Genomic DNA, 22,768 nt, shown 5'->3' with positions numbered 1-22,768 from the left:
CCTCTCGGTGATCAGTTCACAGAGAACGGACGGGTGGTGGGTGCGGTGGTTACGGGTGTCGCGGCAGGCGGAGTCGTCGCGCCGCCGGATGAGGCGCCATCGGCTCCTGTCCCGAACGGAAATTGTCCCCCACCGGAGGGTTTGGTTGTCGTAGACGCGCCGGTCGGGCTCTGGAATATTCCCATACCACGCGAGTCGGACCCGCCGACCGGTACCGTTCCCTTCCCGGAAACGCCTGCCGCGTCGTGGGCGAGCGCGGCGAACCACCGGCCGACGTACTCCGTCGGGGTGGCGCCGTTCGCGCCGACGCCCATGCGCGAGTACGCGTCATAGCGTTGCAGCGTGTCCCAGTAGCGCACCCAGGTGGTGACGTCGAGGAGTTCGGCGTTGTCGGTCACATTCTGCTGGACCGCGGTGAACGCCTCGTTGACCAGCCGAACCCCGGTGGTCGGCGGCACCAGTTGCGGGACCGCCCCTGCCAGTTTCGTCCCGAGCAGCGTCAGTCCGGCCAGCGGATTCGACAGTGTGGCCGTGGCCAATTCGCTGATACTCGCCGGGCTGATCACCGACTTCACCACGGTGGCGACAGCGTTCAGGCCGATCATGCCGACCTTCAGCAGCGCCTGATACGCGGCGTTCATGTCGAGCTTGCTGTTCGGGTCCGAGGCATCGGACACTCGCTGTGAGATCGACTTCTTCGGCGAGATCGACACGTCGGCCAGGGTGGCGCCGGAGATGTCCTCCTCGACCACCGCGGTGGCGGTTTTGATGGAGGTGAACGCCAGCGCCTGCGCGATCGAGGTCAACGAGCCGATCGGATCGCCGCCGGAGAGTTTCGACTGGCTCATGAGGTTGGTGACGGCGCGCACGATCGGCGCGCCCTGCGGTGCGTCACACGCGAGATCGCCTGTGGCACAAAAGCTTGCGACACGACCGGTCAGTTTACCGAAGTCGTCGGTCTGCTCGCTCTGCGGGGCGAGCCCACCACCGGAGGCGACCCCTTGACGCACGGCACCGATGTTCGCCACCGCGTCGCCGGAGGTTCCCGGCGCCGCCAGCGGTGCGGTCCGGTCGGGCGCGCCGGGAAACAGTGGCGCGTTCTCGGCACGGGTCGGGTCGGCGAACAACGCGACCGCGGCGACCTTGTCCGCGGGCAGTGCTCCGGTGCCCGCTCCGACCTCCTGGGCGAACAGCGAGGCGACGTGGGCACCTTGGGAATAGCCGACGACCGCGAACCGGGTGTCCGGGCAGCGCTGCGCCACCTGGGTCGCCATCGCGCGAAGTCGTTCCAGGCCCCCGGCCACCGATTCGGTGTACGGCACCGCGCCGCCCTGGACCGCACCGCCGAAACCGGCCTCATAGGGCACGTACGCACGATCGACGAGGCCCGGGTCGGCCGCACCGGCGAACATCGGACGGAACACCGTCGACAGCATCCCGGTGTCGGTGCTGGGCGCCGCGTCGGGCGAGGACTCACCCGTGCCCTGAATTCCCAAGGCGTAGAGCGCCGGACACGCGGCGATGGATACGTGTGTAGACGGCGTGGTGGGTGTACCGTCTTCCGCGCCGGCCACCCCCGCCGTAACCGACAGCGAAGCGACGGTGAACGCGATCAGCGTCCCCGTGAGTCGTGTCGTGCACCGAGCCATATCGATCCGCATCACAGTCCGTTTCGGCTGACCAGTGGAGCGTTGAAACGCACTAAACCGTAACAGATTCCGGGTAACCCAACCGCTGCCCTAATCGGCCCTTTCGCTGCCCCCGGCAAACCCGATGCGACCAGCAACCTTTCGGCGATCACCTGGGCAGACAGCGGCCCGGGCACCCTCGCGAGGAGAGTGCCCGGGCCGTGGTCGGGGTCAGGCGGCGGAGGTCACCCGGTACACGTCGTAGACGCCTTCGACGTTGCGCACCACATTGAGCAGGTGACCGAGGTGCTTGGGGTCGCCCATCTCGAAGGTGAACTTGCTGATCGCGACACGGTCGCCATGGGTGGCCACCGAGGCGGACAGGATGTTGACCTTCTCGTCGGCCAGCACCTTGGTCACATCCGAGAGCAATCGGGTGCGGTCGAGCGCCTCGATCTGGATCGCGACCAGGAACACCGACGAGGGCGAGGGCGCCCATTCGACCTCGATGATCCGCTCCGACTGCTCCTGCAGGGAATCGGCGTTGGTGCAGTCGGTCCGGTGCACGCTCACCGCGCCACCGCGGGTCACGAAGCCCATGATCTCGTCACCCGGCACCGGCGTGCAGCACTTGGCCAGCTTCGCGACCGTTCCCGGCGCACCGGGAATGAGCACGCCGGCGTCCCCGGTGACCCGCTGACGGGCCGGCGTGGTCGACGGTGTCGACCGCTCGGCCAGCTCGTTCTCCACATCGCCGATGCCGCCGAGCTGGGCCATGAGCCGCTGCACCACGTGATGCGCCGACACCTGGTGCTCGCCGACCGCGGTGTAGAGGGTGGAGATGTCGCTGTAGTGCAGCTCGTGCGCGACCGCGGTCATCGCCTCGACACTCATCAACCGCTGCAGCGGCAGCCCGACGCGGCGGACCTCCTTGGAGATCTGCTCCTTGCCGCTCTCGAGCGCTTCCTCGCGCCGTTCCTTGGCAAACCACTGGCGAATCTTGGCTTTCGCGCGCGGTGAGACCACGAACTTCTGCCAGTCGCGACTGGGTCCCGCGTTCTGCGCCTTGGAGGTGAACACCTCCACGACTTCGCCGTTCTCCAGCTGCCGTTCCAGCGCCACCAGGCGACCGTTCACCCGCGCGCCGATGCACTTGTGCCCGACCTCGGTGTGCACCGCGTACGCGAAGTCGACCGGAGTGGACTTCTGCGGCAGCGTGATCACATCGCCCTTGGGCGTGAACACGAAAATCTCCGGCGACTTCAGGTCGAAGCGCAGCGATTCGAGGAACTCCGCGGGGTCGGCGGCCTCCCGCTGCCAGTCGAGCAGCTGACGCATCCACGCCATGTCGTCGACTTCGGCGGCGTCACCGGAGTGCTTGCCCTTGGTCTCCTTGTACCGCCAGTGCGCGGCGATGCCGAACTCGGCGGTCCGGTGCATGTCCTGCGTGCGGATCTGCACCTCGAGCGGCTTGCCGTCGGGGCCGACCACCGTCGTGTGCAGCGATTGGTAGACGCCGTAGCGCGGCTGCGCGATGTAGTCCTTGAACCGCCCCGCCATCGGCTGCCACAGCGAGTGCACGACGCCGACCGCGGCGTAGCAGTCGCGGACTTCCTCGCACAGGATCCGCATGCCGACCAGGTCATGGATGTCGTCGAAGTCTTTGCCCTTGACGATCATCTTCTGATAGATCGACCAGTAGTGCTTGGGCCTGCCTTCGACGATCGCGTTGATCCGCGACGCGGCCAGGGTGTTGGTGATCTCCGCGCGCACCTTCGCCAGATAGGTGTCACGCGAGGGCGCGCGATCGGCGACCAAGCGCACGATCTCGTCGTATTTCTTGGGGTGCAGGATCGCGAAGGCGAGGTCCTCCAACTCCCATTTGACCGTGGCCATACCGAGGCGGTGCGCCAGCGGCGCGATCACCTCGAGGGTTTCCTTGGCCTTCTTGGCCTGCTTCTCCGGCGGCAGGAAGCGCATGGTGCGCATGTTGTGCAACCGGTCGGCGACCTTGATCACCAGCACACGTGGGTCGCGGGCCATGGCGATGATCATCTTGCGGATGGTCTCGGCCTCGGCCGCCGCGCCCAGGTTGACCTTGTCGAGTTTGGTGACCCCGTCGACGAGGTGGGCGACTTCCTGCCCGAACTCTTCCTTGAGCTGCTCGAGGGAGTAGCCGGTGTCTTCGACAGTGTCGTGCAGCAGGGCCGCGACCAGGGTGGTCGTGTCCATGCCGAGCTCGGCCAGGATGTTGGCGACGGCGAGCGGGTGCGTGATGTAGGGGTCGCCGGACTTGCGGAACTGCTTGGCGTGGCGTTCGTCGGCGACGTCGAAGGCGCGCTGGAGCAGGCCGAGATTGGCCTTCGGGTACAGCTCGCGGTGGACGGTGGCCAACGGTTCGAGCACCGGCTTGACCGCCGCGATCCCCCGTTGACCGGTCATCCGCCGAGCCAGCCGCGCACGAACCCGCCGAGACGCCGAACTGGGCACCGAGGCTGTCGGGGACTGCTTGGCGGTTTCGGGGGTCTTCGCCGGTGCACCCTGGCTCGGCGTGGCGCCGGTGGATTCCTGCCCAACCTTCGCCTCGCCCAGTTGTCGAGTCATGCCACCACCTCTCACGCTGCATTCGGACCTTGTCGGCCGAGTGCTGCAACCGCCCAGGTCCTCACTTTAGTCCTCGTACCGACCTGGCGTTCGAGTCACCGGGGTCACAGGCCTGCGGCTAATCCGCCTCTTCGCGGTTTCTGCCGGTCGTTCCCGGGCAGCGTAGTGAGTTTCCGGGAGTGCGGATAGGTGTTCGACAGGTTCGGAGGTCCCCGGCGCGTTTCCCATCTCCCAGCGTGATCAGTGGTTTTGTTCGGGACCGAGTCGCGGATCCCGCCGGAGCGGGAGTGCCTGGGGGCGAACCTGTTCAGCGCTCATCGCCTGGCATCGGGCGGGTGCGGAGACTGTGGCCGTCGAGACGGCCGGGCGGGGCGGCGAGGAGGTCGAGGACGGTGGGCGTGAGGTCCACCAGGGTGTGGGCGCTGGTCACGGTGCCCGGGGTGAAGTCGGGGCCGCGGGCGATGACGAAGTTGGCGGTTTCGGCGGGGGTCTGCCCGCCATGGCCACCGGCCGGGAGGTGGCCGTGGTCGGTGGTGACCAGGACGGTCCACTGTTCGCGGGGATCAGCGTGCGCGCGCTGGTCGACCGCCGCGACGATCTGGCCGACGAGCGCGTCCACCCGGCGAATCGCGGCGAGATAGGCGCGGGACGCACCGCCGTGCCGGTGGCCCGCCAGGTCGATCTGGTCGAGGTGGGTGAAGACCAGATCGGGGCCGGAACGCTCGATCGCGGACACCACTTCGGTGGCGGTCGCGGCATCGGTGGCCGACTCGTCGGGATCGTCGACGACGGGTGCGGTGGTGAGGGCGATGTCGGCGCGCCGGTCACCGGTGGCGGCGATCGTCGCGATCTGGTGCCAGGTGCCGATGGACACCGTGTGCCGAGCGGGGTCGGCCCGTTCGATCCGGGTGAACACGCTCGGGTGCGCCAGGAACGGACTCGCGTCGAATTCGTTGCCGGTGATCCCGTGCTCGGTGTCCCACACCCCGGTCAGCGCGCTGGCCCACGACGGCCCGGAAATCGTGATGTGCCCCGCGATGGTCCCCTGCGACAGCAGCCCTTGCGCGGCGAGATGCCGCAATCGCGGTGCCTGTGCCGCATCGGCCTTGTCGAACATCAGCCCATCGATCCCGATGACGACGACCTTGTTCACCACCTCGCCCGCCCCGCGCCGTGGAGCACCGAACGCGGCGGCCGCGTCGACCCTCGCCCCCACGTCGTCGAACGCCGCTACCGAGCCTGCCGTCGATCCCACCAGCGGAATCGTCACCAACGCCGTCACCAGCGCTGCGAGCACTTTCGCCGGAGCCGACATCTCGCGCATGTCCTCACGATGCGGGATCGGCACCGACGCGGCGAGGCCGACGCGACGGTGTTCATCGACGTTTCATCGGCTTCGCACGCATCGGACGCCTCGCTGAACATCCCGCGAACGGGCGAGGCGAGTTCCGCCGCCTAGGCGCGCACGCCGAAATACTGCCGCAGGCAAGCGATCTCACCGATGGCGACACCGAGCGAGAGTCGGAAATCCGGTCGCCGGGGCTCAGTGTCCGTCGACGTCGAACGCCCACACCACAGCAGGCCGCCCGGTGGCTTTCACCCGGCGACGTTCACCGGTCCGGCCGAGCCCTGGAATGGCGGCGAGCGTGCGGTTGAGGTTGGCCGGGTCGGGACGAGTGCCGTGGAGCGAGGTACTGAGATCGACCGCGCGGGTGGCGGGAAACTCGGTGCCCGCCAGTGCCCGGGTGAGCGTCGCGTCCTTCCACAGAAGTCCGGCCAGCAACGCACGACTGGTATCGACGATGCGATTGTGGTCGAACGCCAGCGGCGGGACCTCGTCGAAGCCCACCCACTCGGCGGGTCCCTCGTGCTCGGCGACCACCGCCCACATCGCGATGGCCAGCGTCGGGCCGCGCGGGTCGCGGTGTGGTTCGTCGAACGTGACGAGCTGGCCGACCGCGCCGACCGCCGCGGGCGGCACCCCGAGTTTGGTGTGGACGGCGCGCCGGGCCGCGTCGACGAGACGTTCGCCGCGGCCGAGTAGCACACCCGGTAGCGCGAGTTCGCCGGTGAACGGCTCGAACTCACGGGGGGCGATGCCGATCCGGACGCCACTGTCGGCATCCCAGCACCGCAGGGTCACCACATCGATCGACACAACGGATTGCTCCACGTCATCCCATCCTGCCTCGAGCTGCTCTGCTCCGGGCGCAGTACGTTGTCACCGGCCGGTACCGCGGTTCACGGTACGGATGCTCCGATTCTTCCCTGCCCACCGACATCAGCGGTCCGCTCCCTCCGGTCGGCGACCGAAGCCGCGACAGCGCGGTCGCGCCGATCCGGGCCGTGCCCGGTCAGCACCACCGATACCCGCAACCGCTCGGCCAGCCACGCTGCCGGGTCGGTGTCGATCGGCACGAGAATCGGTGTCGCAGTGAGGAGTTGACCGGTGAGCCGCTGCTGGTGACCGAGATCACGCCACCGGCCGGGGACCAGTTCGGCCGATCTGCCCGCCGGCGTCTCGTATGCCTCTGCGGCGCAGAGGGTTCCGGGCATGTCGAGGTGGTTGACGACCAGCCCGTCGATCCCGCCGCACACGTCGACGGCGTAGCGCAGCAGGATCGGATCCAGGTGTCCCTGCCGAAACGCACCCTGATAGCGCCCGGTGCCGTTGTGCGGTTCGGGAAACCCGAGCGGCGCTTCGGTCGGCAGCGGACCCGCGCCGTGCCGGGTCATATAGGTGCGGGTGACGCCGAGAACCGCGGCGGATCCGCCGATGTCGCGGATCATGGCGCGGGCGTTGCGTGGCTCGACCGTCGACCAGGTGGTGTGCGGGTGCAGGCCGCGCCACTCGTCGAGCAACACACCCTGCGCGCCCTCGAACACCAATCGGCCATCGTGCGCGATCCGGGCGAGTTCCTCCGCACCGGTGATGCGGACGGCTCGCGCGAAATCGCCGTACATCGCCACCAGGGCATCGATCGATTCGTACCCGTGCGCGCTGGGGCCGATGAGGTCCTCGTAGTGCGCCGCGAGCCGATCCAGTTTGGCGCGCAGCACGGCAGGAGCCCGGCAGTCGGCAACGCTCGGCGCGTCGTTCTCCAGTGCGTACCAGGCTGTTTCACCGATACCGCGGCCGCAGGAACCGTGCCGCGAAGTACCCCTCGCGTCCTCGCGCGCACGGTTCGCCGCGATGTGGATCGGCGTGGTCAGCAGGGCGCGGCCGTCGACGGCGAGCAGGCCGAGCGGGTCGTGCACACCGAGCGCCGCCACCTGTTCGGACTCGGCGGCGAGCGCGATCGGCTCGACCAGCATGTGCCGCGACAGCAGCGTCGGGACCCCCGAGAAAGTCCCCGATCCGAATTGCGCGAAGGTGTGGTGGCGACCGTCGGCCACGACGTTGTGCGCGGCCTGCGCACCGCCGTTGAACCGCACCACGGCCGCCACCCCGAGATCGGCCTCGGGCGAGCACAACCAGTCGACCGTGGCGCCCTTGCCCGCGTCACCGAAGCCCAGATCGACGACGACGAGGTGCCTGTCACCGAACACCTGGCTCATCGCCCCGGCGGCAGCGCGCGCGGCGCCTGGCCGGGCTTCGAGCCGAGCGCTCGGCCGACCGCATCGGCCTCATCACTCGATCCGACGTCGCGCAGATCGGCCAGACCGGTGTCGAGATCGACCCGGTCCTCGCCCAATCCGATGGTCAGCGCGATCAGTTCGCAGACCGCGCCGGGGTCGTCGAGTTTCAGGAAGTTCTGCCCGAGCAACGCCCGCCAGTGTTCGGCGATGTCCGGATCCCGGTAGTACGACGACTGATTCGGCAGGATGTAGTACACGTGCCAGCGCCGCTCGAGTTCGCGATAGATCGACTCGACGGACACGTCGCGGCGCACATGATCGCCGATCACCGCCCTGATGTGCCGGGCGGCCAGGCGAGACTTGTTCAGCTCGTCGCCGATCAGGAACAGGTATCCCTTCTTGCCGCGCTTGTCCCATGCGTCCGTCGCGACATGCTCGGCGACGAAATAAGCGGCCAGTTCATAGCTTTCGGACTTCTGCCCGCCACCGCCGCCTTCGAGCAGGATCGCCCGCAGCTGTTCGTCCATCCGGTTGTCGGATTCGAACTGCCCGACCTGCAACGGCACCCGGTCGGTGTCGGCGTCGCCGATCGCGCCGAACAGGACCTGCGGGTCCTGCGCGTACCCCTTGTTCTTCAGCAGCCCGTGCAGCTTTCCCAGCTTGTCCTGCATGATGCGTGGCACCCGGCCCATCGACCCGGTCACATCGAACAGCACGGCGACCGGCAGTGAGTTCCCGTGCTCGGCCGAGTCCCGGCACTCGCGCGTGCCGACCCCGAAGGGATCGAGCAGCGGATGCGCGCACCACGTGTCATACGGCTTCGCCCGCATCTCGGCCGTGTACCCGAAATCGTCCACCCCCTGCCGCGCCCGATACGTCTTGCCCGCCCGGTAGGCGGTGTCATCCCAGTTCCCGTACCCCATCCGAACCACACCCTCTCGCCTTGATCGTTGTTTTAGTCTATTCAACTAAAACAACGATCGTCAAGGCGCCGGGGCGAATTCGCCGGAGCCGATCAGCAGGAGGCAGCGCCGTCCGGCAAAGGCGTCAAGCGCGAGGCGACGAGAACGGCACCGGGACCGGGCCTACCGCCCGGGCCGGCATGCCAGGTGACGTTGTCCGAGGTGAGCGGAGCGGCGCAGGCTCGACAGACGACGACACCCTCGGTCACGTGACCGCAGTCGCGGTGAACCACCGACAGCGGCGGCCCATCCTCACCGGCGAGCCAGCGATCTCCCCACGCCAGCAGCATGGTCAGGATCGGGTAGAGATCGCGACCGCGGTCGGTGAGGACGTACTCGGTGCGGGTCGGGTTCTCCTGGTACACCCTGGTTTCCACGATCTCGTGGTCGCACAGGGTACGAAGACGATCGGTCAGCACATTGGACGCGATGCCGAGGTCTCGACGCAGGTCCTCGAAGCGGCTGATGCCGAGGAACAGGTCGCGCAGGATCAGGGGAGTCCACCGCTCCCCCACGATGCCGACGGCACGGGCGATCGAGCACGCGATATCGGCGAGGTCCACTTTTGCCATAGCACTCAGGATAGTCCATTGCTTTTTACAAGTCAGCTGGTTACGGTCGGTAGGCACCTGAAGGATTCGCCACAGAGGAAGGTGTATTTCCCATGCCCGACGCCCTTGCCGATCCGGTGTCCACCGATTCGGTCGCCCGATTCCGGCGCGCGACCACCGACAACGACATGCCCGCCCTGCTCGACACCTTGACCGACGATGCCGAGCTCATCTCACCGGTGTCGGGGCGGCTCGTCTTCCGTGGCCGAACCGACCTCGCCCCGTTGCTCACCCTCGTCTATCGCGCGGTCAGCGATCTGCGATGGACCGACACACTCGGCACCGGCGACACCCGAGTCCTGTTGGGCGAAGCCAGGTTCGGGCCTTTCCGGATGACCGAGGCGATGGTGCTCGACCTCGATTCCGACGGCCGCATCCGGCGCATGCGCCCACACTTGCGCCCCTGGCTCGCGCTCACCGCCGTGGCGGTGTGGTTGGGCCCGAATCTGCTCCGGTATCCGGGAGCGGTGCGCCGGGCCGCGAGTTCTGGGCGGTAGCCACCGGACCGTCTTCGGCCAGGCCGTCCGGGGTGAGCTCGAGCCTGCGGGTGACCCCGATGTCGTCGAGGAAGCGTTCGTCGTGGCTCACCACGATCAGCGCACCCTCGAAACTCGCCAGTGCCTGGGTCAGATGAGCCAGGCTGGGCAGGTCGAGGTTGTTGGTGGGCTCATCGAGCATCAGCAGCCGGGGAGCCGGTTCGGCGAGCAGCAGGGTGGCCAGGGCGGCGCGCAGTCGTTCACCGCCCGAGAGGGCGGCGGCCGCGATGTCGGCGTCGGCGCCGCGGAACAGGAAGCGCGCGAGCTGACCGCGGATCTGTTCCGGTGTCGCGTGCGGTGCCGCGGCGGCGACATTCTCGAACACCGTTCGCGTTTCGTCGAAGACATCGAGTCGCTGCGGCAACAACCGCCACGAAACCTTCGGTCCCTCGGCGACGATCCGACGCAGCAGGGTGGTTTTGCCCGCGCCGTTGCGGCCGGTCACCGCGATCCGCTCCGGTCCGCTCACGCGCAGGTCGACCACCGGACCGTTGGCCAGCTCGACCTGCTGTAGGTCGAGCACATCCTGTCCCGGATACAGCCGGGTGCCGGGGAGCTCGACGCGGATCTCCCGGTCCGCGCGCACCAATTCCTCGGCCTGATCAAGGGTTTCGCGGGCAGAGTCGAGTTTGTCGATATGGGAGTTGCGCAGTTTGCCCGCCGATACCTCCGCGGCGTTCTTGCGCAGTCCCGCGACGATTTTCGGTACCCGCTTGTTGTCCTGCATCTTCTGTGCGAAGCGCGCCCGCCGGTCCAGTTTCGTTCGGGCGTCGACGAGTTCGCGCGCCTGCTTGCGCACATCGCTGCGCGCATCGCGAACGGCGGCGCGCGCCGTTTCCTGCTCGGCCGCGATGATCCGCTCGTAGTCACTGAAACCACCACCGAAGGAGCGGATTTCGCCCGCGCGCAGTTCGGCGATGCCGTCCATCCGATCGAGCAGTTCGCGATCGTGGCTGACCACGATCACGGTGCCCGCGAACTGCCGGATCACCTCGTAGAGCCGCCCGCGGGCGACCGCGTCGAGGTTGTTGGTCGGTTCGTCGAGCAGCAGCACGTCGGGTTCGCGCAGTAGTTCGGCGACCAGGCCGAGCAGCACGGTTTCGCCACCGGAGAGGGTGTCCAGGGTGCGGTCGAGGTCGTCGACCGAGGTGGCGACGTAGTCGAGACCGAGCTTGCCGAGCAGTGCGACAGCCTCGTCCTCGATCTGCCAGGACATGCCGACCGTGTCGAAGTCGGCGGGCTCGCCGGCGCCGCTCTCGATGCGGTGCAGCGCGCCGCGTACCTCGGCGATACCGAGCACCGCGTCCACCCGCTGACCGGTCTGCATGCCCAGGTCCTGCCGGAGATAGCCGAGACTGCCCGGCACGGAGATCGACCCACGCACCGGCTTCAGTTCACCGGCGACCAGCCGCAACAGCGTCGATTTGCCGGCCCCGTTGCTGCCGACGAGACCGATCTGACCGGGGCCGACGACAGCATCGAGCCCGTCGAAGACAGCGGTGCCATCCGGCCAGTGAAAGGTGAGATCGGACAAGGAAAGAGAGGTCATGCGGATCCCCTGGAGGTGCGACGGAAACACGGTGCGCAGAATGCGGACCGTCCGAGAGCGCTACCTCAAGAAATCAACGCGTGGCTCCGATCGCCGGGAACAAGACCCTTCATTGATAACACCGAGCTACCCCGACGCGCCACCCCTTTTCTCCTCCTGTGAGGCCCGTCATGGAAAAGCTAGCCTGGACGCGAGTCGCCATCTCGTGGGCGAACCCGGATCGAAGGAGTGCGATGGCGACGATTGTGGTGCGCAAGGCGGCCCGGCACGATGTCGGCGCGGTGGCCGAGACGCTGGCCGCGGCGTTCCAGCACGACCCGGTGATGAGCTGGATCCTGCCGGATCCGGATCGGCGAGCCGCCGGCCTGCCCCGGTTCTTCGCCACGATGGCGCGCCACCTCTTCCTACCGGCGGACGCCTCCGACCTCGCGCTGCGCCCCGACGACACGGTGGGCGGCGTGGCCCTGTGGACCCCACCGCACCGTCAGAACCCGTCACCCCTGACCGAACTTCGCACGCTGCCCGGTATCTGGCGCGCGTTCGGCCGCCGCACCCTGGCCGGCAAACAGGTGGGTGACCTGCTGAAGAAGAACCATCCGACCGAACCACACTGGTATCTGGCGATGCTCGGCTCCGCCCCCGATGTCCGAGGCGGAGGTTACGGGAGCGCCCTGCTCCACAGCCGGCTCGACCGCGTCGACGCCGAGCACGGTGTCGCCTATCTGGAATCGAGCAACCCGGTCAACGTCCCGTACTACGAACGCTTCGGCTTCGTCGTGACCGGCGAATTGCAGGTGCCGGGCGGCCCGATGCTGTGGCCGATGCTGCGGGCAGCGCGCTGAGTCAGATCTTGACGATCGAGCTCACCGGGTAGTCACCCTGGTGCTCGCGGCCCTTCAGGAACTCGAGTTCCATCACCACGGCGGCGGCCACCACCTCGGCGCCGACCTCCTTGAACAGGGCGGCCGCGGCGGCGAGAGTGCCGCCGGTGGCGAGGACGTCGTCGAGCAACAGAATCCGCTTACCCTCGAGGTCCACGCCGTCGGCGGGGATTTCCAGTGCGGCGGAACCGTATTCGAGCTTGTACTCGCGTGAGACGACCGGCGGCGGGAGCTTGCCGCCCTTGCGGATGGCGAGCACGCCGGTGCCGAGCGTCGCGGCGACGCCCGCTCCGAGCAGGAAGCCACGCGCGTCGACGCCTGCCACGAGGTCGGCGTCGGGGGCGATGGCGGCGAAGCAGTCGATGACCGCGCGGAAGCCGACGGCGTCGGCGAACACGGGAGTGAGATCGGCGAAACGCACACCCGGCGTGGGGAAGTCGTCGTGCCAGCGGGTCAGCCGGGTGACCGCGGCGGCCGCCTCGGCGGTGCGCTCACTGGCCTGATCGTCGGACTCGACCACCGCGTGCTTGCTCATCAACCCTCTTTCATCACGTGCGCTCATCGCTGCAACACCCAGCGATCCATGTTCCAGCCGGTACCGGCCTGTGTCGGCCCGGCGATCCCGTTCTGCATCCCGTTACCGAACGCGATGATGCGCGGCGTCGCGAACAACGGAATGCTCGGTAGCTGCGCCCACAGCAGGTTCTCGGCCTCGGTCAGCAGGTTCAGCGTCGCGGTCGAGTTGGCTTCGCCCGCAAGCTGATCGGTGATCGCATCGTAGCGACCGTTAGCGAAGCCACCGAAATCGAGGCCGCTACCTGCCCGCAACGCGGCGAACGCGGCAGCGCCCTCGCTCGATCCCGCGGGCCCCGGCACCGCGCCGGTTCCGCCGAGGACCGCGTCGACCGCGCCCTCGGGGAGCTTCACCGGGGTGAAGTCGGGCGAACCCGCGTCGACCACGGTGATGCCCGCGCCGCGGCAGGTCTCGGCGATCATCGCCACGGTCTGCGCACGGCGGGCATCGGGACCCTGATACCCGATCCGCACCGTCGGCTGCGCCGTGCCGGAGGACGCCAACGTCGCGGTGGCCGCGGGGATGTCGGCGCCGCGATACCGGTCGGCACCTCCGGTCACTGCGGGGTAGTACAGCGAATCCTGCTGTACCACATGGGCGTTCAGCACTCCCGCGCCGAGGCCGTGCGGCGCGGGCTCACCCGCTTTACCCAGCGTGTCGAACAGTGCCTGGCGCGGCACACACTGTGCGAACGCCCGGCGCACCTCCACCCGTGAGAACACCCCACCGGTGGCGAGCACGAGTTGCTCGGCGCTACGGCTCGCCACCGTCCGCTCGTCGAAACCGTCGAGCTTCAGATCCGCGACCGACCCGGCCCCGAGATCGACGACCCCGAGCGCGTTCTCCTTCGCCTTGGCGGCGAAGTCGGTGCCCTTGGGCCACACCACGATCCGCTTCGTCTCGGGCGCGTCACCCCACCACTTCTCATTGGCGACCAGCACCAGACCGTCCTTCGCACTGAAGGATTCGATCCGATACGGCCCCGACGACGGGAACTTCGTCAGGTCGAGCCCCCCGGCCTTCACGGTCCAGCCGGTGTTCCAGAAGTCGGCGATCCGGCCGATCACCGCACCGTCGCCGGTCTGCAGGGCGTTCACCACGTTCGGCACACCCACCGCCTGCGCCACCACATGGGCGGGCATCACCTCGGCCGCGGTGAACAGCGTCCGCCACGGCAGGTAGTGCTTGCCCGGCCGGAACACCACGGTGGCGTCCTTGGACCCGGGCTGACAGTCGATCCGTTCGATCTCGTCGTAGCCCACGGTGCTCGCGGCGTCGAACAACGAGACGGGCCCACGGTCGCCGGGGCGGGTGAACTTGCCCGAGCGCGCCGACCACGCCAGCACCAGATCGTCGCAGGACGTCTTCACCCCGTCGGAGTACACCCCGTCCGGGTTGAGCCGGTACTGCACCGTCTGCGTCTCGCCCGGCACTTCCTTGGCTGTGCCGACGTCGGTGTCGGCCACCTGCTGACCGTCGGGTCCGGTGTAGAAGAACCCGGTCAGCACCCGGCCGAACACCGCCGCGGCGCCGCTGCTCGCGCCGAGCGTGCTCGCGCCGTTGTAGCTGGCGACCGCGGCGTCGACCGCGTACCCGATGGAGGGCACCTGGTTCTTGGTCGAGCACCCGGCCACCACGGAGGTGGTCACAGCCGCCGTGGCGAGCACGGTGATCAGTCGAATCGTGCTGCGTCGCATGATGAGACCCCCTGCTAGTCGGTCGTCAGTGCCTTCTCTGCTGCCGCTTCCCACTCGGACGCGACCCCGGCCGCGGCGCACCGCTGCCGGTCGGTCGCGCGCCACGGGCAGCCGTCGCGCCCACCGGAACCCGAGCGCCCGCACCGACACCGGCGCGCTTGTCCAGGACCTTCTTGGTGTGCGCGGCCACCGGACCCCAGCGTTCCTTGATCGAGACCAGCACCGGCACGGCGAGGAAGATCGAGGAGTAGGCGCCGACGATCATGCCGACCAGCTGCACCAGCGCGAGGTCCTTGAGCGTGCCGACCCCGAGCAACCACACCGCGATCACCAACATGCCGATGATCGGCAGGATGCCGATCACGGTGGTGCTGATCGAGCGCATCAGCGTCTGGTTGGCGGCCAGGTTGGCCTGTTCGGCGTAGGTACGTTTGTTCAGGTGCAGCACGCCACGGGTGTTCTCCTCGACCTTGTCGAAGACCACCACGTTGTCGTAGAGCACGTAGCCCAGAATCGTGAGCAGACCGATCACCGCGGCCGGTGTCACCTCGAACCCGACCAGCGAGTAGATACCCGCCGTCACGAACAGGTTGAAGAACAGCGACACGATCGCCGCGACGGACATGTCCCGCTCGAAACGGATGGCGATGTAGACCATCGTCAACAGCACGAACACCGCCAGCGCGATCAGCGCCTTCTGGGTGATCTGCCCGCCCCAGGTTTCGCTGATCTCGGCGATGCTGATGGCGTTGCGGCTCACCTGCCCGGACGAGTCCTTGGGCTGGAATTCGTCGTAGAGCGCGGTCTGGAGCTGGTCGATCTGTTCCAGGTCTAGCGTTTCCGAACGCACCTGGATGGTGGCCGCGTCCCCGGAGCCGACCTTCTGCACCGATACCGGTCCGTGGCCGAGCGCCTGCGAGTAGACGTCTTCCACCTCCTGGGTGGTGACGCCCTCGGCCGCGGGGATCTGGATACGCGAGCCGCCCTCGAAGTCGATACCGAGCGTGAAACCGCGCACCCCGATGCTGAGCAGCGAGATCAGCAGCAGCACCGCCGACAGCGCGTAGAAGAACTTGCGCCTGCTGACGATGGGGAAGCCGCCGGTGCCGGTGTAGAGACGTTCGAAGAACCCGTGCTTGGGGCCCTGCGTGGGCTCGTAGGAGTCCAGGTTCACCGATTCCTCGGTGGGTTTGTCGTTGCTCATCGTGACATCTCCTTCGACCTGGCCTGGCCGCGTTCCCTGGCGATCTGCTGAACCGAGCCGAGTCCGTTCACCGACGGCTTGGCCCAGAACGGCGATCGCGAGGCGAGCATCAGCAGCGGTGCGGTGACCAGGTACAGCACGATCACGTCGAGCACTGTGGTGACACCGAGGGTGAAGGCGAAGCCCTTCACCTGACCGGCGGCGAGCAGGTACAGCACGACCGAGGCGATCAAGCTGACCGTCTTACCGGACAGGTTGGTGCGCTGGGCTCGCTGCCAACCGCGCGGCACCGCCGAGCGGAAGCTGCGGCCTTCGCGCATCTCGTCCTTGATGCGTTCGAAGAACACCACGAACGAGTCGGCCGTCAAACCGATACCGATGATCAGACCGGCGATACCCGCGAGGTCGAGGGTGAACCCGATCCACCGCCCGAGCAGCACGATGATGCCGTAGACCGCGACACCGGCCGCGATCAGCGAGAACCCGGCCAGCAGGCCGAGCATCCGGTACACGAGCAGGCAGTACAGCAGCACCGCGATCAGGCCGACGGCGCCGGCCAGCAGACCCGCCTTCAGCGAGGACAGACCCAGCGTCGCCGAGACCGTCTCCGCTTCGGAGGTCTGGAACGACAGCGGCAGCGAACCGTACTTCAGCGTGTTGGCCAGCTCGGCCGCGCTGTCGGCGGTGAAGCTGCCCGAGATCGAGGTACGACCACCCAGCTGCGGGCCCTGCTGCACCTGCGGCGCGCTCACGACCTTCGAGTCGAGCACGAACGCGACCCGCTTGTTGACGTACTCACCGGTCAGCTTCGACCAGGCGTCGGCACCGGAGGACTTGAACTCGAGGTTCACCTCGTGCCGGGCCTGCTGGGAGTTCAGGCCGGAGGTCGCGTCGGCGATCTCCTGGCCGTCGATGCGGCTCGGGCCGAGCAGGAACACCTCGGTGCCGTCCTGCGAGCAGGTGACCAGGGGAAGGGCCGGGTCGTCGTTACCGGTCAGCGGGTCGGGCTTGGTGCAGTCCATCGCCGCCACGGCGACCTGCTGAACCTGCTGATCGGTGCTCTGACGCAGTGCCTTGGCGTCGGCGATCTCCTTGGCCTGCTGCTGCTGGGTGGTGAGCCCACCGGGCGGCGGCGTCGGCGTCGGCGGTGCCTGCGCGGGGAACACCCGCGACTGCGGCGCCGGGGTCGTCGCGCCCTCGGCGGGCGGGGTCGACTCGCCTGGCACGGGCGCCGGCGTCTCCGTGGCCGCCGGGGGCGCGGTGCCACCCGGTGGCGCGGTGCCGGTCGCGGGCGGAGCCGCGTCGCCTGCCTGCGGCTCGGTCGCGAACAGCACCGGGCGGATGTAGAGCTTGGCGGTGGTGGCCAGCGCGCGTGCCTGCTGGCTGTCCTCACCGGGCACCGTGATGACCAGGTTGTCACCGTCGATGACCACCTCGGAGCCGGAGACGCCGAGACCGTTGACGCGGCTCTCGATGATCTCCTGCGCCTTCTTCAGGCTGTCCTGGCTCGGCTTGTTGCCGTCGGGGGTCCGCGCGGTCAACGTGACGCGGGTACCGCCCTGCAGGTCGATGCCGAGCTTGGCCGACGGGGAATGGTCACCGGTGAAGAACACCAGCGCGTAGATCACGGCCAGCAGCGCGGCGTAGACGCCGAGCAGCCGGAACGGATGCGCCGATCCTTGGGAAGGTGGCACAGCAGGTCATCTCCTAGGCGGAAGTCGAGGCTGGATCGGTGGGCACAACGGTGCCCGGCCCGCAACGCCAGTGCGCCCGGGCGGGAAAAGGGACTGGTCAGTCCTTGGTCAGCCGGGTCTCGGTCTGTTCCACGACTTCCTCGACGGGGGCGTCGGTGACCTCGGGGGTCTCCTCGACCGTCTGCTCGTCGGCGCGCACCTCGCGGATCGCCTGGCGCAGCCACGTGGTGACCACGTCTTCGGCGATCTCCAGGTCGACGGTGTTCTCGTCGAGGTCGACGACGGTGCCGTACAGACCCGAGGTGGTGACGACAGCGTCACCGACCTTCAAGGCCTCCTGCATCGTCGAGACCTTCTCGGCCTCCCGCTTCTGTTTGCGGATACCGAAGAACATCGGCACGAGCAGGGCCAGGATCAGCAGCGGAAACAGGAAGTCCATCGTCGAAGTCAGTCCCTAGTCAGTGGTGGACGTGCAAGTACGCCTGACAGTCTGCCAGTTCCCCGCCGCGGCGACACACCGGACACCGACGCGCGCGTGAAACAGCCCCGGTCCGCGGGTGCGCGAACCGGGGCCGAGAGTGTTCAGGCGATGCTGCCGTAGGTGTAATCGTCGAGGGGGAAGGTGACGGCCTCGCGGTGCGCGGCGGCGGTGCTGGTCGGGCGCAGCAGTGCCGCTTCCCCGTGCTGGTTGAAGTAGTAGCTGCGCGCGGATGAACAGTCACCGCCGTAGAAGACCGAGGAACCCAGCTTGTCGGTCATCCGGTCGAGGAATTCCGCGTTGGCTTCTTCGGTGACCTCGAAGGTCTGCTCGCCACGACGGAACAGCTCGGCGAACAACCTGCCCATGTGCTTCATCTGGGCTTCGATGGTGGTGAAGTACGACAGCCCGCTGTAGGAGTAGGGACTGTTGAGACTCAGGAAGTTGGGGAACTTGGGCACGGTGATGCCCTCATAGGCCTGAAAACGGTTGTCGCGCCAGAATTTTCCGAGGTTCACACCGTCGCGGCCGATGATCTCGATGGCCGGGAAGTTCACGTCCCAGAGGTTGAAGCCGGTGGCCAGCAGCAAGGTGTCGATCTCGGTTTTGTGGCCGTCGGCGGTGACGATGCCGTCGGGTTCCACATGGTCGATCGAGTTCGTCTCCAGCCGCACGTGCGGTTGGTTGAACGTCTTGAAGTAGGTGTTGGAGAACGTCGGGCGCTTGCAGCCGAAGTCGTAGTGCGGGGTGAGCTTCTCCCGGGTCCCGGGATCACGCACCTGCGCGAACAGGTGCGCCTTGGCCAGCGCAGCGGCCGCCCGGTTCAGCGGTTTGGCCTGCTTGTAGTGCAGCACGCCGACGACCATCAGCGCCTCGAGCATGCCGGTGTTGACGAGCCGAGCCGCCTTCTGCGTGAGCGGGACCTTGTCGAACAGTTCCCGCACCACCCCCGGAATCGGCGCGTCGACCTTGGGCACCACCCAGATCGGGGTCCGCTGGAACACGGTCAGCTCGTCGACCTTCTTCGCGACCTCGGGCACCAGCTGCACCGCGGTGGCGCCGGTGCCGATGATGGCGGCCTTGCGACCGGTCAGGTCGTAATCGGCGTCCCAGTCGGTGGTGTGGATGATCTTGCCCGCGAAGGACTCGATGCCGGGGAACGGCGGCGTGTAGGGCTGGGACAGGAACCCTGTCGCCGCGAGCAGATAGCGCGCGGTCAGCGTCTCACCGCCGGCGATCGTCACCACCCACTGCTGGTGCTCCGCGTCCCAGCGCGCACCGTCGACGACGGTGCCGAACCGCATCCGCCTGCGCAGATCGTATTTGTCGGCCACGTGCTCGGCGTATTTCTTCAGCTCGGCGCCGGGCGCGAACAAGCGGGTCCAGCGCGGATTCGGCTCGAAGGAATAGGAATAGGTCACCGAGGCGATGTCGACCGCCAGACCCGGATACCTGTTCACATGCCAGGTGCCGCCCAGGTCGTCCTCCCGTTCCAGGATGACGAAATCGCGCAACCCGAGCCGGTCGAGCTCGATACCGGCACCGATGCCACCGAAACCCGCTCCGACCACGACCGCGTCGAACTGAGGTACCACGCCGAACCTCCACACTGAGAGAGAATGCTCCAGTCTCAGAATGACACGTCATTCTGATTACATCGAATGTAACATCGTCAATGTGACGAAGCCACCCTCGCGAATCGACCAGCGCAAAGCCGAATTGCGCAGGGAGATCATCGATACCGCGTTCGACTGCTTCGCCGAGAAGGGCTATCACGCCACCGGAATCGCCGATATCGCCACGCGTCTGGGCATCGGACACGGCACCTTCTACCGCTACTTCGCGAACAAGCGCGACATCATCGACCATGTCATCGACGAGGTGAGCGGGCGCATCTTCGGCACGCTCGACAACGACATGGAGCCCGAAAGCGCCGCCACCATCGAGGAATACGCCGCACTGATCGACCGGCTCAGCGATTCACTCAACCGCGTCCTGCTCGACGATCCGCGCACCGCGCACCTGTTGCTGTTCCACGCCACCGGCATCGACGACGAGCTCACCGACCGGGTGTACGGCCTCGTCGACGCCACCGAGATCCTCATGGCGCGCTACCTCGATCACGGTGTGCGCGTCGGCTACCTGCGCGCCGATATCGATACCGCCAATACCGCCAAGGCGGCACTCGGCATGATCGTCGCCGGGCTGGTGGCGGGGATGCGAACCCCTGATCCGGCATCGATGTCGGTGTACAGTCACGCCGTGCGGCGGCTGTTCATCGATGGCGTGCGCGCCGCTGCCCGATAACGAAAAGCCGTGGGATAGAAGGGCAATCCTGAGACAATGACCGCTGTGACGCCCGACGATGTGAGCCGCACCCACTTCGCCATGCCGACCCTGGGGCACCGCGGCTACCACGCAGACGAGGTCGACGCCTTCCTGGAACGGGTGTCGGCCACCCTCGACGGGCAGGGCGCGCTCACCGCCGACGACATCCGTCACGTGCACTTCGGCGCACCGCGCTTCGGCGGTCGCGGATATCAGGCCGATCAGGTCGACGACTTCCTCGACCGGGTGCGGACCGAGCTCGAACATCGCCAGAAGGGCGGCGCCCCCGTTCCAGCGGCGCGCGCGGGCGACGATGTCGCCGAGATGCTCACTCCCGACGATGTGCACCGCATGCGGTTCACCCAGTCCGCCGTCGGCAGGCGCGGCTACCACGAGGAAGAGGTCGACGCCTTCCTCGACCTGGTCGCGGCGACCCTGGCCCACAACGGCCCCGGCAGCCTCACCACCGCCGATGTGCGCGGCGTCCGCTTCACCGACACCCGCCTCGGTACCCGCGGCTACGCCCGCGAAGAAGTCGACGCCTTCATCGACCTGGTGATCACCGCACTGGAACACCCCGAGCGCCGTCAATAATTATGGCGGCTGGCGCCGCGGGGGTTCTCGGCCCGAAGGCCTCGATCTTCCCTCCCTCCGGGCACTCCTTCGTCGCACCCTCCACTCAGTCCAGATCGAGGCGGCCGAGAACCAACAGTAATTTTGGCGGCTGGCGCCGCGGGGTTCTCGGCCTGGCATGAGCGGTAAGGATTGCCGCCGGTTGCGTTATCCCTGGATGCTGTGGAGTTCGGCTTCTCGCAGGTCGTCGGGGAAGACGTAGCGGCGGAAGGCCCAGAAGCGGAACGCCATGGCCAGCAGGACGCCGAGGATCTGTCCCGAGATGAAGTTGGCGACCATCTGCACCGTCGGATCCACGTGCGGCACACGCAAATTCAGCGCGTAGAGCGACAGCGCCTGCGGGATCATGGTGACCACGATGCCCAAGGCGCTGACCGCGAAGAACAGGGCCGCTTCGTGACTGCGCTGGCGCCCGCCGCGTGCGTTGAACGACCACTCGCGGTTGAGGATATAGGAGGCGATGGTCGCGATCAGCGCCCCGAGCAGGCGTGCGGTGAGCGGCTTGTCGCCGAGCACCGTCAGTTTCACCGCGTACACAACGCCCGTGTCGATGAACCAGGTGATCGCACCGACCACGGCGAATTTCAGAAGTTCCCGATGCTTCAAGAGCAGGGAACGCAACGGCTCGGGGAGTCGTTGCACCACCTCTAGGACTGCCACCGAATCGACAGTAGACGACGTTGCGGCGCCGTGCCCGCCCGGAGGCGCGCTAGCTCAGTCGAAGCGGTCAGCGCTCGGTTGCGGTTCGCGACCACGCACTTCGATGGCGCCGATGACCAGGTCGGGCGGCGGCACCAGGCCGAGATGTTCCCAGGCCCCCGCGGTCGCCACCCGGCCGCGGGGTGTGCGGGCGACGAGCCCGGCGCGGACCAGGAAGGGTTCGCAGACCTCTTCCACGGTGGCCGCTTCCTCGCCGACGGCGACGGCCAGGGTCGATACACCCACCGGTCCCCCACCGAATCCACGCACGAGCGCACCGAGGACGGCGCGGTCGAGCCGGTCGAGGCCGAGCGCGTCGACGTCGTAGACCTCGAGCGCCGCCATCGCGATGGGGTGGGTGATGATGCCGTCCGCCCTGACCTCGGCGTAGTCGCGCACCCGGCGCAGCAGCCGGTTGGCGATACGCGGCGTGCCCCGCGAGCGCCCGGCGACCTCGGCGGCGGCGTCGTGGTCGATCTGCACTCCGAGAATCCGGGCCGAGCGGGTGAGGATCTGCAACAGTTCGGCGGGGTCGTAGAAGTCCATGTGCCCGGTGAAACCGAAGCGATCACGCAGCGGACCCGTGAGCGCGCCCGAGCGGGTGGTGGCGCCGACCAGGGTGAACGGGGCGATGTCGAGCGGGATCGAGGTCGCGCCGGGGCCTTTGCCGACGACCACGTCGACGCGGAAGTCCTCCATCGCCAGGTACAGCATCTCCTCGGCCGGGCGGGCCATGCGGTGGATCTCGTCGATGAACAGGACATCGCCCTCGACCAGGTTGGAGAGCATGGCGGCGAGATCGCCCGCGCGTTCCAGCGCGGGTCCCGAGGTGATGCGCAGGGCGGTGCCGAGTTCGCCGGCGATGATCATCGCCATGCTGGTCTTGCCGAGGCCGGGCGGTCCCGACAGCAGGACATGGTCGGGGGTGGCGCCGCGCTGACGCGCGCCACGCAGGACCAGTGCCAGCTGTTCGCGCACGCGGGGCTGGCCGATGAACTCGTCGAGCGAGGTGGGACGCAGGCCGGTCTCGGCTTCGCCGTCGGTGCTGAGATACCGGGCGGTGAGATCGGATTCGTCGGCCTCGGCGAAGGTGTCGAAGTCTTCGTCCACG

Annotated in this window: 20 protein-coding genes; 4 read left to right on the top strand and 16 right to left on the bottom strand. The window is 67.8% G+C overall.

Translation table 11 applies throughout. The annotated features are described in order from the left end of the window. Nucleotides 1-11: 11 nt before the first annotated feature. From ACFQ9R_RS04625 to ACFQ9R_RS04595, 7 genes are all read right to left on the bottom strand, one after another. Complete coding sequence (locus ACFQ9R_RS04625) at nucleotides 12-1,661, bottom strand: cutinase family protein (protein WP_378988988.1); 1,650 nt, start codon at nucleotides 1,659-1,661, stop codon at nucleotides 12-14. Nucleotides 1,662-1,859: 198 nt separating this feature from the next. After that, nucleotides 1,860-4,232 (bottom strand): bifunctional (p)ppGpp synthetase/guanosine-3',5'-bis(diphosphate) 3'-pyrophosphohydrolase, encoded by a 2,373-nt coding sequence (locus tag ACFQ9R_RS04620; RefSeq protein WP_101467044.1) that lies wholly within the window; start codon nucleotides 4,230-4,232, stop codon nucleotides 1,860-1,862. A 307-nt stretch (nucleotides 4,233-4,539) separates the two neighbouring features. Continuing rightward, entirely contained in the window at nucleotides 4,540-5,556 is a 1,017-nt protein-coding gene (locus ACFQ9R_RS04615) for an alkaline phosphatase family protein (protein WP_378988987.1), read from the bottom strand. Between the two features lie 219 nt (nucleotides 5,557-5,775). Beyond that, the gene (locus ACFQ9R_RS04610; RefSeq protein ID WP_378988986.1) at nucleotides 5,776-6,405 is read right to left on the bottom strand and encodes an NUDIX hydrolase; all 630 of its coding nucleotides are present in this window, start codon (nucleotides 6,403-6,405) and stop codon (nucleotides 5,776-5,778) included. A gap of 68 nt (nucleotides 6,406-6,473) precedes the next feature. Continuing rightward, the gene (locus ACFQ9R_RS04605) at nucleotides 6,474-7,790 is read right to left on the bottom strand and encodes an adenylosuccinate synthetase (RefSeq protein WP_378988985.1); all 1,317 of its coding nucleotides are present in this window, start codon (nucleotides 7,788-7,790) and stop codon (nucleotides 6,474-6,476) included. Beyond that, nucleotides 7,787-8,734, bottom strand: coding sequence for a hypothetical protein (locus ACFQ9R_RS04600; protein ID WP_378988984.1), 948 nt, complete (start codon nucleotides 8,732-8,734; stop codon nucleotides 7,787-7,789). Before ACFQ9R_RS04600 ends, ACFQ9R_RS04605 begins: the two co-directional genes overlap by 4 nt. A gap of 92 nt (nucleotides 8,735-8,826) precedes the next feature. Beyond that, a complete protein-coding gene (locus tag ACFQ9R_RS04595; protein ID WP_378988983.1) occupies nucleotides 8,827-9,345 on the bottom strand; it encodes a winged helix-turn-helix transcriptional regulator in 519 nt (172 codons plus the stop codon). A gap of 92 nt (nucleotides 9,346-9,437) precedes the next feature. Here ACFQ9R_RS04595 and ACFQ9R_RS04590 point away from each other — a divergent pair, with 92 nt between their 5' ends. Further along, nucleotides 9,438-9,881, top strand: a complete 444-nt coding sequence (locus tag ACFQ9R_RS04590) for a nuclear transport factor 2 family protein (RefSeq protein ID WP_378988982.1) — start codon at nucleotides 9,438-9,440, stop codon at nucleotides 9,879-9,881. Here ACFQ9R_RS04590 and ACFQ9R_RS04585 read toward each other — a convergent pair. Beyond that, nucleotides 9,799-11,469 (bottom strand): ABC-F family ATP-binding cassette domain-containing protein, encoded by a 1,671-nt coding sequence (locus ACFQ9R_RS04585; RefSeq protein ID WP_378988981.1) that lies wholly within the window; start codon nucleotides 11,467-11,469, stop codon nucleotides 9,799-9,801. The genes ACFQ9R_RS04590 and ACFQ9R_RS04585 overlap by 83 nt on opposite strands. 233 nt (nucleotides 11,470-11,702) lie before the next feature. On the opposite strand from ACFQ9R_RS04585, the gene ACFQ9R_RS04580 reads away from it, so the two are divergent. Beyond that, nucleotides 11,703-12,311: a GNAT family N-acetyltransferase gene (locus ACFQ9R_RS04580; protein WP_378988980.1), complete on the top strand. Its 609-nt coding sequence runs from the start codon at nucleotides 11,703-11,705 to the stop codon at nucleotides 12,309-12,311. Nucleotide 12,312: 1 nt separating this feature from the next. Here ACFQ9R_RS04580 and ACFQ9R_RS04575 read toward each other — a convergent pair whose 3' ends face one another. The 6 genes from ACFQ9R_RS04575 to ACFQ9R_RS04550 form a co-directional block, all read right to left on the bottom strand. After that, nucleotides 12,313-12,885: an adenine phosphoribosyltransferase gene (locus tag ACFQ9R_RS04575; RefSeq protein WP_378626917.1), complete on the bottom strand. Its 573-nt coding sequence runs from the start codon at nucleotides 12,883-12,885 to the stop codon at nucleotides 12,313-12,315. 23 nt (nucleotides 12,886-12,908) lie between these two features. Next, on the bottom strand, nucleotides 12,909-14,621 hold the full coding sequence (locus ACFQ9R_RS04570) for an ABC transporter substrate-binding protein (protein WP_378988979.1): 1,713 nt from the start codon (nucleotides 14,619-14,621) through the stop codon (nucleotides 12,909-12,911). A gap of 25 nt (nucleotides 14,622-14,646) precedes the next feature. Further along, a complete protein-coding gene (gene secF, locus ACFQ9R_RS04565) occupies nucleotides 14,647-15,825 on the bottom strand; it encodes a protein translocase subunit SecF (protein WP_378988978.1) in 1,179 nt (392 codons plus the stop codon). Then, nucleotides 15,822-17,519: a protein translocase subunit SecD gene (gene secD, locus ACFQ9R_RS04560; RefSeq protein ID WP_378988977.1), complete on the bottom strand. Its 1,698-nt coding sequence runs from the start codon at nucleotides 17,517-17,519 to the stop codon at nucleotides 15,822-15,824. Before secD ends, secF begins: the two co-directional genes overlap by 4 nt. A 97-nt stretch (nucleotides 17,520-17,616) precedes the next feature. Next, nucleotides 17,617-17,958: a preprotein translocase subunit YajC gene (gene yajC, locus ACFQ9R_RS04555; protein WP_378988976.1), complete on the bottom strand. Its 342-nt coding sequence runs from the start codon at nucleotides 17,956-17,958 to the stop codon at nucleotides 17,617-17,619. Nucleotides 17,959-18,101: 143 nt separating this feature from the next. Then, a complete protein-coding gene (locus ACFQ9R_RS04550; protein ID WP_378988975.1) occupies nucleotides 18,102-19,592 on the bottom strand; it encodes a flavin-containing monooxygenase in 1,491 nt (496 codons plus the stop codon). A gap of 82 nt (nucleotides 19,593-19,674) precedes the next feature. Here ACFQ9R_RS04550 and ACFQ9R_RS04545 point away from each other — a divergent pair, with 82 nt between their 5' ends. Together ACFQ9R_RS04545 and ACFQ9R_RS04540 are read left to right on the top strand one after the other, a co-directional pair. Further along, nucleotides 19,675-20,304: a TetR/AcrR family transcriptional regulator gene (locus ACFQ9R_RS04545; RefSeq protein WP_378988974.1), complete on the top strand. Its 630-nt coding sequence runs from the start codon at nucleotides 19,675-19,677 to the stop codon at nucleotides 20,302-20,304. A gap of 36 nt (nucleotides 20,305-20,340) precedes the next feature. Then, a complete protein-coding gene (locus ACFQ9R_RS04540; RefSeq protein WP_378626903.1) occupies nucleotides 20,341-20,919 on the top strand; it encodes a DivIVA domain-containing protein in 579 nt (192 codons plus the stop codon). Between the two features lie 186 nt (nucleotides 20,920-21,105). Here ACFQ9R_RS04540 and ACFQ9R_RS04535 read toward each other — a convergent pair whose 3' ends face one another. Then, entirely contained in the window at nucleotides 21,106-21,618 is a 513-nt protein-coding gene (locus ACFQ9R_RS04535) for a GtrA family protein (protein ID WP_378626902.1), read from the bottom strand. Nucleotides 21,619-21,672: 54 nt separating this feature from the next. Then, nucleotides 21,673-22,767 (bottom strand): Holliday junction branch migration DNA helicase RuvB, encoded by a 1,095-nt coding sequence (gene ruvB / locus ACFQ9R_RS04530; RefSeq protein ID WP_378988973.1) that lies wholly within the window; start codon nucleotides 22,765-22,767, stop codon nucleotides 21,673-21,675. Nucleotide 22,768: the final 1 nt, after the last annotated feature.

This window comes from Nocardia sp. NPDC056541, from assembly GCF_042794235.1.
Taxonomy (GTDB): Bacteria; Actinomycetota; Actinomycetes; order Mycobacteriales; family Mycobacteriaceae; genus Nocardia.
This window is presented reverse-complemented; position numbering and strand designations above follow the sequence as displayed.

Excerpts from the sequence above, each read along its gene's own strand:
- ACFQ9R_RS04615 (WP_378988987.1), bottom strand. The coding sequence starts at position 5,556 with ATGCGCGAGATGTCGGCTCCGGCGAAAGTGCTCGCAGCGCTGGTGACG.
- ACFQ9R_RS04605 (WP_378988985.1), bottom strand. The coding sequence starts at position 7,790 with ATGAGCCAGGTGTTCGGTGACAGGCACCTCGTCGTCGTCGATCTGGGC.
- ACFQ9R_RS04570 (WP_378988979.1), bottom strand. The coding sequence starts at position 14,621 with ATGCGACGCAGCACGATTCGACTGATCACCGTGCTCGCCACGGCGGCT.
- ACFQ9R_RS04585 (WP_378988981.1), bottom strand. The coding sequence starts at position 11,469 with ATGACCTCTCTTTCCTTGTCCGATCTCACCTTTCACTGGCCGGATGGC.
- ACFQ9R_RS04625 (WP_378988988.1), bottom strand. The coding sequence starts at position 1,661 with ATGCGGATCGATATGGCTCGGTGCACGACACGACTCACGGGGACGCTG.
- ACFQ9R_RS04590 (WP_378988982.1), top strand. The coding sequence starts at position 9,438 with ATGCCCGACGCCCTTGCCGATCCGGTGTCCACCGATTCGGTCGCCCGA.
- ACFQ9R_RS04540 (WP_378626903.1), top strand. The coding sequence starts at position 20,341 with ATGACCGCTGTGACGCCCGACGATGTGAGCCGCACCCACTTCGCCATG.
- ACFQ9R_RS04575 (WP_378626917.1), bottom strand. The coding sequence starts at position 12,885 with ATGAGCAAGCACGCGGTGGTCGAGTCCGACGATCAGGCCAGTGAGCGC.
- yajC (WP_378988976.1), bottom strand. The coding sequence starts at position 17,958 with ATGGACTTCCTGTTTCCGCTGCTGATCCTGGCCCTGCTCGTGCCGATG.
- ACFQ9R_RS04600 (WP_378988984.1), bottom strand. The coding sequence starts at position 8,734 with ATGGGGTACGGGAACTGGGATGACACCGCCTACCGGGCGGGCAAGACG.
- secF (WP_378988978.1), bottom strand. The coding sequence starts at position 15,825 with ATGAGCAACGACAAACCCACCGAGGAATCGGTGAACCTGGACTCCTAC.
- ACFQ9R_RS04595 (WP_378988983.1), bottom strand. The coding sequence starts at position 9,345 with ATGGCAAAAGTGGACCTCGCCGATATCGCGTGCTCGATCGCCCGTGCC.
- ACFQ9R_RS04620 (WP_101467044.1), bottom strand. The coding sequence starts at position 4,232 with ATGACTCGACAACTGGGCGAGGCGAAGGTTGGGCAGGAATCCACCGGC.
- ACFQ9R_RS04580 (WP_378988980.1), top strand. The coding sequence starts at position 11,703 with ATGGCGACGATTGTGGTGCGCAAGGCGGCCCGGCACGATGTCGGCGCG.